The sequence below is a fragment of the Kineococcus sp. R86509 genome (assembly GCF_042466365.1).
Classification (GTDB): domain Bacteria; phylum Actinomycetota; class Actinomycetes; order Actinomycetales; family Kineococcaceae; genus Kineococcus.
The window spans coordinates 4,206,090-4,218,030 of the sequence record NZ_JAXHCE010000001.1 but is presented as its reverse complement, the minus strand read 5'-3'; the positions used below and the strand labels follow the sequence as shown (position 1 = coordinate 4,218,030).

Annotated in this window: 8 protein-coding genes and 3 tRNA genes; 2 read left to right on the top strand and 9 right to left on the bottom strand. The window is 72.2% G+C overall.

Annotated features, from left to right (window positions below):
• Window positions 1–33 precede the first annotated feature (33 nt).
• From SJY07_RS20595 to SJY07_RS20580, 4 genes are all read right to left on the bottom strand, one after another.
• Window positions 34–110: transfer RNA gene (locus SJY07_RS20595), tRNA-Met, on the bottom strand.
• A 109-nt stretch (window positions 111–219) separates the two neighbouring features.
• Window positions 220–296 (bottom strand) — tRNA-Met (locus tag SJY07_RS20590).
• A gap of 94 nt (window positions 297–390) precedes the next feature.
• A tRNA-Met gene (locus SJY07_RS20585) sits at window positions 391–467 on the bottom strand.
• Window positions 468–522: 55 nt separating this feature from the next.
• Window positions 523–3,579: a UPF0182 family protein gene (locus SJY07_RS20580; protein WP_380161396.1), complete on the bottom strand. Its 3,057-nt coding sequence runs from the start codon at window positions 3,577–3,579 to the stop codon at window positions 523–525.
• A gap of 204 nt (window positions 3,580–3,783) precedes the next feature.
• Between SJY07_RS20580 and SJY07_RS20575 the strand changes: the two genes are divergently transcribed.
• The gene (locus SJY07_RS20575; protein ID WP_380161395.1) at window positions 3,784–4,377 is read left to right on the top strand and encodes a PPA1309 family protein; all 594 of its coding nucleotides are present in this window, start codon (window positions 3,784–3,786) and stop codon (window positions 4,375–4,377) included.
• A gap of 36 nt (window positions 4,378–4,413) precedes the next feature.
• On the opposite strand, the gene SJY07_RS20570 is transcribed toward SJY07_RS20575, so the two are convergent.
• Window positions 4,414–5,562 carry a PDZ domain-containing protein gene (locus tag SJY07_RS20570; RefSeq protein WP_380161394.1) on the bottom strand — a complete coding sequence of 383 codons (1,149 nt, stop codon included), beginning with the start codon at window positions 5,560–5,562 and terminating at the stop codon, window positions 4,414–4,416.
• 169 nt (window positions 5,563–5,731) lie between these two features.
• Here SJY07_RS20570 and SJY07_RS20565 point away from each other — a divergent pair, with 169 nt between their 5' ends.
• A complete protein-coding gene (locus SJY07_RS20565; protein WP_380161393.1) occupies window positions 5,732–7,282 on the top strand; it encodes a zinc-dependent metalloprotease in 1,551 nt (516 codons plus the stop codon).
• Window positions 7,283–7,301: 19 nt separating this feature from the next.
• Here the strand turns inward: SJY07_RS20565 and SJY07_RS20560 are convergent, their stop codons facing one another.
• From SJY07_RS20560 to SJY07_RS20545, 4 genes are all read right to left on the bottom strand, one after another.
• Window positions 7,302–8,555 (bottom strand): ROK family transcriptional regulator, encoded by a 1,254-nt coding sequence (locus tag SJY07_RS20560; RefSeq protein WP_328292352.1) that lies wholly within the window; start codon window positions 8,553–8,555, stop codon window positions 7,302–7,304.
• A 7-nt stretch (window positions 8,556–8,562) separates the two neighbouring features.
• Window positions 8,563–9,909 (bottom strand): sugar ABC transporter permease, encoded by a 1,347-nt coding sequence (locus SJY07_RS20555; protein ID WP_380161392.1) that lies wholly within the window; start codon window positions 9,907–9,909, stop codon window positions 8,563–8,565.
• A gap of 10 nt (window positions 9,910–9,919) precedes the next feature.
• Window positions 9,920–10,726, bottom strand: a complete 807-nt coding sequence (locus SJY07_RS20550; RefSeq protein ID WP_328292354.1) for an ATP-binding cassette domain-containing protein — start codon at window positions 10,724–10,726, stop codon at window positions 9,920–9,922.
• 81 nt (window positions 10,727–10,807) lie between these two features.
• Window positions 10,808–11,890: a sugar ABC transporter substrate-binding protein gene (locus SJY07_RS20545; protein WP_380161391.1), complete on the bottom strand. Its 1,083-nt coding sequence runs from the start codon at window positions 11,888–11,890 to the stop codon at window positions 10,808–10,810.
• Window positions 11,891–11,941 lie beyond the last annotated feature (51 nt).

The following is an 11,941-nucleotide window of genomic DNA, read 5'->3' as shown; positions in this document are numbered from 1 at the left end:
GCCCGGACCGTGAGGTCCGGGCCTTCGTCGTACTGGTAGCGGGGACAGGATTTGAACCTGCGACCTCTGGGTTATGAGCCCAGCGAGCTACCGAGCTGCTCCACCCCGCGTCGTGATGACAACGGTACGCCACCTCGGCCGCACGGCCAAATCCGTTGCGGGAGAGCAGCACCGCGAACGACGAAGGCCCGGACCGTCTGGTCCGGGCCTTCGTCCTACTGGTAGCGGGGACAGGATTTGAACCTGCGACCTCTGGGTTATGAGCCCAGCGAGCTACCGAGCTGCTCCACCCCGCGTCGTGGTCCTCACGGTACGCCACGAACGGGGTGAGCCCAAATCGCCGGGGGAACGATGAAGGCCCGGACCGTGTGGTCCGGGCCTTCGTCGTACTGGTAGCGGGGACAGGATTTGAACCTGCGACCTCTGGGTTATGAGCCCAGCGAGCTACCGAGCTGCTCCACCCCGCGTCGTGAACACCACGTTACGCCACGACGGCCGCGGGGCCAAATCCTCCCCCTGGGGTCAGGGGGTGGGGGTGCCGGTCGGGTCCGGCGGCGCGGCCGAGGAGGACGGACTGGCCGACGGGCTGCTGCCGTCGCCGCCCTCGAGGCGGTTCTGGGCCGCGCTCGCGTCGTTGACGGCGGCGGTGAGGCGTTGCTGCGCCTCGCCGTACTTGGTGAAGTCGCCCGCGGCGAGGGCGGCCGAGGAGTCCTGGATGGCCTGCTTGGCCGTGTTCAGCGCCTGCTGCAGCTCGGTCGCGGGGTCACCGGTCGTGGGGCTCCCCGTGGGACTCCCGGTGGGTGTCCCGGTCGCGCCGGCCGTCGGGGTGCCCGTCGGGGTGGCCCCGGTGGACGGGGCGGTCCCCGCGTCACCCGCGGTCGCCCCGGCGTTGCCACCGAACACCTTCTTCAGCGCCCCGTCCAGGGTGGTGTCGATGGCGATGGTGTCGCCGAACACCGCCACGACGCGACTGAGGCGCGGGAAGGAGTTGTCGCCGGTGCTCTGCGCGTAGATCGGTTCGACGTAGAGCAGACCGCCGCCCACGGGCAGCGTCAGCAGGTTCCCGTACTTGACCGTCGACCCGCCGCCGAGGGTCAGCAGCCGGACCTGGTCGGCCACCGCGGTGTCGGAGTTGATGTTGTTCTGGATCTGCACGGGGCCGTTGATCGTCGTCGACTGCGGGAGTTCCAGCAGCCGGATCTTGCCGTACCCGGCGTTCTTGACCCCCGTCTCGGCTCCGGCGTTGGAGTCGACCGCGACGAAACCACGCAGCACCTGGGTGCCCGAGGTGTTCGCGTTCGAGGCCGGCACGTACGTCGTGGTCAGGCTGAACGTCGGCTCCTGCTGGTCCGGCATCGCCAGCGTCAGGTAGTACGGCGGCTGCTTGGGCCGGGTGGCACCGGTCGGCACCTCCACGGTCGGGTCTGCGGGGACGTTCCAGAAGTCCTGACCGGTGAGGAAGGAGGACGGGTCGGTCACGTGGTACTTCTCCAGGACCTCGCGCTGGACCTTGAACATGTCCTGCGGGTAGCGCAGGTGCTGCATGAGCGACTCGTCGACGTCGGCGAGGGGTTTCACTGCGTCGGGGAACGCCTTCATCCAGGCCTTGAGCACCGGGTCGGTGTCGTCCCACTCGTAGAGGGACACCTTGCCGGTGTAGGCGTCCACGGTGGCCTTCACCGAGTTCCGCACGTAGTTGACGGTGCGGTCCTGCAACGCCTGCACGCTGCTGCCCTGGGACTGGGTCAGCGCGTCCGTGGTGGCGTCGCCGAGTTCGGTCGCCGCCGCGTAGGGGAAGGAGCTCGAGGTCGTGTACCCGTCGAGGATCCAGACGACCCGGCCGTCGACGATCGAGGGGTAGGCGTCACCGTCCATGGTCAGCCAGGGCGCGACCTTCTCGACCCGCTCGCGCGGGGTGCGGTCGTAGAGGATCTTCGAGTCCGCGGTCACCGAGCTGGACAGCAGGAGGTTCTGGTCCCCGAATTTCAGCCCGTACACCAGCTTCTGGAGCAGGTTCCCGACGGCGACGCCGCCGGACCCGTCGTACTGGGTCGTGGCGAACCCCGTCGCCGAACCGTCGGGGTAGTCGATCTCGTTGTCCTTGCCGCCGACGACGGAGTAGTCCGTCGTGCCCTCCCCGAAGTAGATCCGGGGCTGGTCCAGGCCGAGGTCACCCGTGGTCGGGACGTTGGCCTCGAGGTAGCTGGGGCTGCCGTCGGGGGCGCGGGAGTTCCCCTGGGCGACGACGACGCCGTAGCCGTGGGTGTAGATGGTGTGCTCGTTGACCCAGGTCCGCTGGTTGGGGGCCAGGCCCGCGAGGTTCAGCTCGCGGGCGGCGACGACCGCGTCCTGGGTCCCGCTCTCGGTGGCGTAGCGGTCGACGTCGAGGGTGTCGCCGAACTTGTAGTACCCGCGCTGCCCCTGGGTCTGCTGGAACGCCTCGCCGACGACCGCGGGGTCGAGCAGGCGGACGCTGGGGATCGTCTGCGCGTCGGACGACAACTGCCCCTGGGTGGCCGTGGTGTTCGCGGCGTAGTCGGAGACCTCGACGTCGGAGAGGTCGTAGGCGTCCCGGGTCGCGTCGATGTTCTTCTTCACGAAGTCCGACTCGAGGCTCTGCCGGTTCGGGGTCACCTGGAACTTCTGCACGGCCCACGGGTAGATGCCGCCGATCGCGATGGCGCTCACCACGAGCAGGCCCGTCCCGATCGCGGGCAGCCGCCACGACGAGCCGACGGCGGCCGCGACGAAGAGCAGGGCGACGACGATGGCGATGAGCGCCAGGATCGCCTTCGCCGGGAGCACCGCGTTGGCGTCGGTGTAGGTCGGGCCGACGACCCCGGTGACGTAGCCGGAGCTGCTCGTCATCACCTCGTAGCGGTCCAGCCAGTACCCGACGGCGCGCAGCAGCAGGAAGGCGGCCGCGAGGGAGGCCAGGTGGATCCGGGCCGCGCGGGTGGTGCGGTCACCGCCGCCGGAGAGGCGCAGCCCGCCGTAGAGGTAGTGGGCGGCCAGCCCGCCGATGCCGGCGAGCACGACGGCCGCGGTGAGGAAGCTCACGAGGAACGTGAACCACGGCAACGAGAAGACGTAGAAGCCCTGGTCCATCTGGAACTGCTTGTCCTTCGTGCCGAAGTCGACGCGGTTCCACCACAGCAGCAGGGTCTGCCAGCGGCTCATCGCCACCGACCCGCCGAAGAGCCCCGCGGCCACCGACAGCACGATCACCACGACGCGGCGCAGCGGTTCCAGCGACTCGCGGTAGCGGTCGAGACCGGCCTGCTCGGTGGAGACGGGCGCGTAGACGGGACGGGAGCGGTACCCGATCGTCAGCGACACCGCGACGGCCGCCGCGAGCAGCCCGCCCCCGACGACGAAGAGGACGATCTGCAGCCACAGCTTGGTCGTGAAGGTGGACAGGAAGCCCAGCTCGTCGAACCACCACACGTCGGCCGTGATGCGGGCGCCGACCATCACGGCGATGACCACCCCCACCAGGATCAGGATGGTCGGCAGGGCTGCGCCACGGCGACGACGCCGGAGCACAGGCCGAGAGGGGCGGCGCGGGGGGAAGCTCACAGTTCTGCAACTTACAAGCCCCCGTCCGGGTGCCCCGAGTCGTCCCGGTTCCACGCATCGTGACCACTTCGTTGTCACCCTCCTGTCACGACCGGGTCGCTGGGCGGTGAACGTGCACGCCCGGTGCAGATCCGGTGACCTGACGGGGCCTTCCCGGGCCGCGAGCGGCGACGTGGAGGCGGCCGGCCGGTCGTTCGTGCCACCATGCGGGCCGTGAGTTCCGACGCGTTGACCTCCCCGCCCCCCTCCTCCGGCCCCTCGGGCCTGTGGCGGACCGTCGCCGAGATCGAGCGCTACGTCGCCTCCGACGGCTGGGGAGCGCCGCTGCGGTTGTTCGCCCTCGTGCGCACCGCGGACGCGCTCCAGCGCGATCCCGGCCTGGAGTGGCGCCTGCCGTCCAACGTCGTCGACGAAGCCCGTGCGGACGCCGACCACCTCACCTCCGTCGAGCAGGAGGGCGTTCCCGACGTCGCCGACCTCGACGACCTGCTCGCGCAGCTCGCCTGGCCCGACGGCGTCGACGGGGCCGCGCTGGTCGTGGAGAAGATCCTCGTCCCGCCGGACGCCGAGGCCGAGGTCCGGGCCGCGACCTCCGCCGACGACGAGGAGGGCCGCGCGAAGGCCCTCGCCGCGCACCCGCTGGCCGAGGACGTCCGGATCGCCGTCGGCGTGCTACGCGACGGTCGCCACGAGTGCGCCGTGCGCTCGCGCTCCAAGGACTCCGACGGCGAGGTCCGGACGGGTGCCGACCTCGTCCCCGGCCTCGTCAGCGCCCTGCAGGCCACCCTCACGGACTGAACCCTCACCGACTCGACCCGCCGCGAGCGGGCCCCCTCAGCGGGCCTGGTCGCAGGTGGTGAGGGTGGAGCCCCGGCCTGCGCCGATCGCCTCGACGGCGGTGCGGGCCTCGTGCAGGGTCGAGATCGGGACGACCGTGATGCCGTCGGGGGTGGCGCCCGCGACCTGGGCGCACTCCGCGCGCGGGGCCAGGAACCACGTGGCTCCGTCGGCCTGCGCCCCCAGCACCTTCTGGCGCAGGCCGCCGATCTGCTCGACCGTGCCGTCGGCGTCGATGGCTCCGGTGCCGGCGATGTGCTGCCCCCCGGTCATCGCGCCCGGGGTCAGCTCGTCGACGATGCCGAGCGCGAACATCGTGCCCGCGCTCGGGCCGCCCACGTCGTCGATGGCGATGTCGATGGTGAACGGGAAGCGGTAGTCGACGTAGGGGGTGATCCCCAGCAGCGTCGTCCCGTTCGCGCTGACCGTCCTCGTCGCGACGGTCAGCGGCTTCCCGCCGCGGGTCAGCCCGATGCTCACCTCGGCGTCACCGGGGAGGGCGCGGATCGCGCTCTGCAGCGCCGGGAAGTCCGCGATGGCGGTCCCGTCGAGGGTCGTGATGACGTCGCCTGCGCGGAGGACCGCGCCGGCCGGGGCGTCGGAGGCCACCGAGTCCACCTGGGTGGTCGTCGTCGCGGGGACCTCGATCCCGAGCTCGGTGAGGGCCGCGACTTTCGCGTTGGTCTGCGAACCGGTCATCTCGGCCGCGCTGGCCGCGTCGGCCTCCTGCTGGGTCTGGGTCGGCGGGAAGTACAGCGCGCGCGGGACGACGTTCACGGCCGGGTCGACCCAGTCGGCGAGCAGCTCCCCCAGCGTCATCTCCAGACCGGGACCCCCGCGCAGCGAGACCGTCGTCAGGTCCAGCTGCCCCGTCGTGGGGTAGGTCTCGCGCCCCGAGATGCTGATCAGACCCTTCGTGTCCTTCGTCGCGCCGGCGATGACGTCCGTGACGGGTCCGGGGCTCAAGGCCACGTACGGGACGTGCACGACGCTCAGCAGCGCGGCGATCAGCACCGCGGTGAAGGCGGAGACGGCCAGCAGCGTGCCCCGCGGGCTCAGCGCGGTGGAGCGCCCCCGGGGCAGCGCCGCGGAGGACCCCCCGGGCTCGGGCGAAGCGATCGACTCACCGGGGGACGCGCTCGACACCACCTCAGCCTACGTTCGCCGAGGGTGAAGAAGACGCGGGAGGCGGAACGCGCACCGCCCGCCGGTCGTCGCTCCGGGTGCGGGGCGTCATCATGGAAGACGACCTGCAGGAGGACCGAGCCGGACCGCGCCGACACGACGCGGGCCGGTCGACGATGCGGAGGACACGGTGGACCAGCGAGACGACGAGGGACGGGAACGTCCCGAGGGCGAGGGCGACGCCGAGGAGACCCGCGGCGAGCAGCTCCCCGAGGAGCGCGGCGGCCAGCCCGGGTTCCGGCCTTCCGGCGCACCGGGCAAGAAGGATCCCGGACCCGGGCCGTCCAGCGGCAACCCGCTCGAGGACCTGCTCGGTCCCCTCTTCGGCGGCCAGTTCCCGGGCGGCCAGTTCCCCGGTGGGCAGATCCCGGGCTTCCCCGCGGGCATGCAGGGCATCCCCGGCTTCGGCGAGGCCGGCTTCGACCCGGCCGTGATGGGCCAGGTCCTCGGCCAGCTGCAGAAGTTCCTCTCCAGCGGCTCCGACGCCCCCGTCAACTGGGACGTCGCCCACGACCTCGCCCGCCAGGCCGCCGCGCAGGACGGCGACCCCACGCCCAACGCCGTCGACCGCCGCGAGGTCGAGGACGCGCTGCGCGTGGCCGACCTCTGGCTCGACGGCCAGACCGACCTCGAGACCGCCGCGGGCACCCTGGAGGCCTGGAGCCGCGCCGAGTGGGTCGAGAAGACCATGCCGGTGTGGCGTCAGCTGGTCGAACCCGTCGCGACGAACGTGGCCGCGGCCATGGGTGACGCGATGGCCGCGCAGGCCCCGCCGGAGATGGCCGCCATGCTCGGCTCGGCCGGTGCCATGCTGCGCCAGGTCGGCGGTGGGGTGTTCGGGATGCAGGTCGGGCAGGCCATCGGCCAGCTCGCCGGTGAGGTCCTCTCCACCACCGACGTCGGGCTGCCGCTGGCGCCCTCCGGGAAGTCCGCGCTGCTGCCGGAGAACGTCCGCAGCTTCGCGCAGGGCCTCGAGGTCCCCCTCGACGAGGTCCGCCGCTACCTCGCACTGCGCGAGGCCGCCCACCAGCGACTCTTCGCGCACGTGCCGTGGCTGCGCAGCCACCTGCTCGGCTCCGTCGAGTCCTTCGCCCGCGGCATCTCCGTGGACGGCGACCGCATCGCCGAGGCGGCCCAGCAGATCGACCCGACCAACCCGGAGTCGCTGCAGGAGGCGCTGTCCTCGGGGATCTTCGAACCCGAGTCCACCCCCGCCCAGCAGGCCGCGCTCGCGCGGCTGGAGACGGCGCTCGCGCTCGTCGAGGGCTGGGTCGACCACGTCACCGACGAGGCCGCGGGCCACGTCCTCCCGCACGCCGCGGCGTTGCGCGAGACGATGCGCCGCCGCCGGGCGACGGGTGGCCCCGCGGAGCACGCCTTCGCGGTGCTCGTCGGGCTGGAACTGCGACCGCGCCGGGCCCGGGAGGCCGCGGCGCTGTGGGAGCTCCTCCTGGCCCGCGGCGGGCGCAGCGCCCGCGACGCGGTCTGGGACCACCCGGACCTGCTGCCCACGGCGGAGGACCTCGACGACGCGGCGGCCTTCGTCGAGCGCCGTCTGGGGGCCGACGACACCACCGCACCCGAGGGGGACGCGATGGACGCGGCCCTGCGGGACCTGCTCGACGGCGGGTCCGGGGACGGGACCGAGGGTCCCGACCAGGAGGGTCCCCGCCCGCAGTGAGGCCGGCGGTGCGGGTCGCTCAGACCCGCACCGGCGCCTCCCGCCCGTCCTGCGCGGCCAGCAACCCCACGGGGTCGGCGAGCAGTGGACTCCAGGCCAGTTCCGCGGCGCCCAGCACGGTGGAGCGCGACCCGAGGGCGGAGAGGCTCACGGTGACGTCGGCCCGCATGGTCGGCATGACCAGGCGGTCGACCCAGGGCAGGACGTCGTCGCTGACCTCCGGCCACAACCGGCGCCACAGACCGTCGCCCAGGATCACCGTCTGCGGGTCGAAGAGGTGCCACACGTTGGCCAGCCCGCGGGCGAAGGCCCGGGACAGCCGGTCCCGGGTGCGTCGGCTGACGACCCCGCCGGAGGCGAGCCGGGCCAGCACCAGGTCGGCGATGTCGGGTGCGGCCGGGTCCAGGTCGAAGGGTTCCGCCCACGCCTCGGCGAGGGTCTCCGACTCCCAGCACCCCCGGCTGCCGCAGCGGCACGCGCGGCCGTCGGGGTCGACGCTCATGTGCCCGACCTCGCCGCCGTAGCCCCGGTGCCCGGTCAGCGGGTGTCCCCCGGTGAGCACACCCCCGCCGAGTCCGTAGGTCCCGCAGAGGTAGACGACGTCGGAGAGCCCGACCGCGGCGCCACGACGGACCTCCGCGATGAGTCCGAGGTCGGCGTCGTTGGCGACGTCGACCCGCAGCGCGCGTCCTGTCCGCTCGGCCAGCGCCGCCGCGGCCAGCGCGCCGAAGGGCACGTCGCGCCAGGCCAGGTTCGGGGCCAGGCCGATCGTGCCGTCGCCGGTGCGCACCGTTCCCGGGACGGCCAGCCCCACCCCCACGACGGGGACGTGCGGGGAGTCCTCGAGCAGTTCCACCGCAGCCCCGGCCACGAGGTCCGCGGCCGCCTCCGGGGTGGGTGGGGTGGAGGTCGGGATGGTGCGCCGGCCGTGGACGGTGCCGCCCAGGCCGACCCGCACGACCTGCACGGCGTGCACGTCGACGTAGCCCGCGAGCACCTCGGCGCCACCCGCGCGCGGTCGCACCTGCAAGGAGGGGCGGCCCACCCGGCCGGGGCTCTGGTCGGCGGGGGGTTCCTCCACGAGCAACCCCGCCTCGACCAGCGCCCCGACGAGGGCGCCGACGGTCGAGCGGTTCAGGCCCAGGTCGCGGGTGACCTCGGCCCGCGTCACCCCACCCCGGCTGTGCACGAGACCCAGCAGCGTCGAGAGGTTGTGCCGGCGGACGTCCTCGGTGCCCTGTCCCCGCGGTCCTCCGGCCCCCGACGCGTCCACGACGTGCTCAGACCGCGGAGGACGCTCGGCGTCGACGCGACACGGCGTCGACCGTCGCGGCGAGCAGCAGGACCACGCCGGTCACGAGGTAGTTGACGTACTGGGCCTGGCCCAGCAGCCCGAGGCCGTTGGCGATCGCCGCGATGACCAGACCACCGATGACCGCGTTGGAGACGCGGCCCTTGCCGCCGAAGAGGCTGGTCCCGCCGATGACCGCCGCGCCCACCCCGAGGAGCAGCGTGTTCGCACCGCCCGACCCGGGGGCCACGGAGTTCAGGCGGGAGGCGTCGATGACCCCGGCCAGCGCGGCCAGCGTCGAGCCGATCATGAAGACGGACATGCGGATCCCGCGCACCGAGATGCCCGCCCGGCGGGCCGCCTCGGGGTTGCCGCCGACGGCGTAGACGTGACGGCCGTAGCGGGTGCGCCCCAGCACCAGGGTGAGGACGACGAGCAGCACGGCGATGAGCGGGACGGAGTACGGGATGCCGGCGAGGTGGATGCTGGCGACCCGGGCCCGGTTCTGGCTGAGCACCGCGGTCACGAGGAGCAGGACGGCCGCGACGACGACGACGCGGAGGACCACGACGCCGAGGTTGTCGCGGGAGAGCCCACGACGGCGCTGCCCGCTCCACCGGAGCAGGCTGACGGCCGCGTACCCGGCGGCGGCCGCGACGGCCAGGACCCACCCGAGCCACACCGGGACGTTGGAGTTGGCGATGGCGACGATGACGTCGTCGCGCACCGCGATCGTGCCGCCCTCACCGATGAGGCGCAGGGTGATGCCCTGCACGCCCAGGAAGAACGCGAGGGTCACGACGAAGGAGGGTATCCCGACCCGGGAGACGAGCAGACCGATGAGGGTGCCCAGCACCAGGCCGGTGACCAGGGCCGCCAGCAGGCCGACGACCCAGTTCACACCGGTCTCGCGCAGCACGAGGGCCATCACGGCGGCGGAGGCGCCCCCGGCGACACCGGCGGAGAGGTCGATGTCGCCCAGCAGCAGGACGAACGTCAGCCCCATCGCGAGCACGATGATCGAGGAGGCCTGCACCAGCAGGTTGGCGATGTTGCCGGGCGTGGGGAAGGTGTCGGGACGCAGCGCGGAGAACAGCACGAAGAGGACGACGAGTCCCGCGATGGCCGGCAGCGACCCGATGTCACCGCCGCGCAGCCGCGCGACGTAGGCGCTGACCCCCTCGCGGAAGGTCGGTTCGGGAGCGGGCTGGGCCAGGGTGCTCCCGCCGCCGGCCGTGGCGCGGGCCAGCTGGACGATGCGCTCCTGCTCGGTGAGCGGGGCGGTGTCCGCGGCCTTGACGGCCGCAGGTTCGGACTCCTGTCCGGTGGTCGACATGGCGATCTCCTCAGACCGGGGCGGAAGCGGTGGCGGGAGCGAGACCGAGATCACCGGATCGCCCCGTCGTGATGAGTTCGACGACCTGGCTGCTCGTGACGTCGCGGGTCCGCACCGTCGCGGCCACCCGGCCGAGGTAGAGGGCGGTGATGTGGTCCGCGACCTCGAACACGTCGCTGAGGTTGTGGGAGATGAGCACGACGCCGAGGCCGTTGTCGGCGAGGCGACGCACCAGGTCCAGGACCTGCCGCGTCTGGGCGACACCGAGGGCCGCGGTCGGTTCGTCGAGCAGCACGACGCGGGAGTTCCAGAGCACCGCCTTGGCGATGGCCACGGTCTGGCGCTGACCGCCGGAGAGGCTGGAGACGAGCTGGCGCACCGAGCGGACGGTGCGCACCGAGAGGCTGGCCAGCGTCTGGCGGGCCAGCTCCTCCATCGTCGGCTCGTCCAGCAGGATCCCGCGGCGCTTCTCCCGGCCGAGGAACATGTTCTGGACGATGTCGAGGTTGTCGCAGAGCGCGAGGTCCTGGTAGACGACCTCGATGCCGAGGTCGGCGGTGTCGCGGGGCGTGCTGATCGAGACGGGGCGGCCCTCGAAGAGGTAGTCCCCGGCGTCGATCGTGTAGATCCCCGCGATGCACTTCACGAGGGTCGACTTGCCGGCGCCGTTGTCCCCGACGAGCGCGGTGACCTCCCCGGGCCGGACGTCGAGGTCGACGCCGTGCAGGACCTGGACGGCACCGAAGCTCTTGTCGATGCCGCGCAGCGAGAGCAGCGTCGTCGCGTCGGTCGTCGCGTCAGTGGTGGTGGAACTCATGCACCCCTCCTCGGGGGGACGTGGTGACGGCCGGCCGGAACCCCGCCGCAGCGGGGTTCCGGCCGGTCCGGTGGGGGTAGGTCAGGAGATGCCGAGTTCGGTGCAGTCCGCGGCGAAGTCACCGGTGCACAGCTCGGAGGCCTTGACGAAACCCGCGTCCACGACGGACTTCACCTTGTCGCGGGTGATCAGCTGCGGGTCGAGCAGGATGGACTTGACGTCACGGTTCCCGGTGGCGTCCTTGGTCGTCCCCGTGGTCTTGGGGGTTTCACCCTTGATGAGGGCGATGGCGATGTCGGACAACGACTTCGCCTCCTGGTCGACGGGCTTGTAGACCGTCATGCACTGGGTCTTGGCGAGGATGTTCTGCAGACCCTGGGTGGTGGCGTCCTGCCCCGTCACCGGAACCTTCCCGGCGAGCCCGTTCTTGGCCAGGATCGAGATCGCGGCGTTGCCGAGGCCGTCGTTGGCGGCCAGGACACCGTCGATCTTGCCGCCCTGCTGGGTCAGCATCTGCTCGAAGATCGTCGCGGCCTGCTGGTTGTCCCAGTCGGGGACGGACTGCTCGGCGACGGCCTTGTAGTTCGTCATCGGGTCCAGCACGCTGTGCGCGCCGGCCGAGAACATCCCGGCGTTGTTGTCGGTCGGGGAACCGTTGAGGTAGACGATGTTCTTGTCCCCGCCGCCCAGGCACTGGGCCAGGCCCTGCCCCTGCTCCTGCCCGACCTTGGTGTTGTCGAAGGAGACGTAGTAGTCGGCCGAACCACCGAGGGTCAGCCGGTCGTAGTCGATGGTCTGGACGCCTTGCTTCTTGGCCTTGGCCTCGATCGCGGCCCCGGAGTCGGAGTCGAGGTTGACGATGGCCAGGACCTTGACGCCCTCGGTGAGCATCTGGTCCGCGATGGTCTGCATGTTGGACGCGTCGCCCTGGGCGTTCTGGATGTCGGCCTTGACGCCGGCGGCGTCGAAGGCCTTCTGGAGCAGCGGACGGTCGAACGACTCCCAGCGGGCGGAGGACTTCGTGTCCGGGAGGATCACGCCGACCTCGGCGGCGGAGGAACCGCCGCTGGGGGACGAGGATCCCGTGTCGCTGCTGCCGCAGGCCGACACGAGGAGGACGCCGGCGACGGTGGTCGCGAGCAGGACTGAGGATCGAATGCGCATGGATGCTCCTTCGCATCTGGCTCTCCCGGCGGTCAGCTCGCCGGGAGTAAG

What these genes read in the sequence shown, in the direction of transcription:
- SJY07_RS20545 (WP_380161391.1), bottom strand. Translation starts at nt 11,890, where the DNA reads ATGCGCATTCGATCCTCAGTCCTGCTCGCGACCACCGTCGCCGGCGTC.
- SJY07_RS20555 (WP_380161392.1), bottom strand. Translation starts at nt 9,909, where the DNA reads ATGTCGACCACCGGACAGGAGTCCGAACCTGCGGCCGTCAAGGCCGCG.
- SJY07_RS20550 (WP_328292354.1), bottom strand. Translation starts at nt 10,726, where the DNA reads ATGAGTTCCACCACCACTGACGCGACGACCGACGCGACGACGCTGCTC.
- SJY07_RS20575 (WP_380161395.1), top strand. Translation starts at nt 3,784, where the DNA reads ATGCGGGCCGTGAGTTCCGACGCGTTGACCTCCCCGCCCCCCTCCTCC.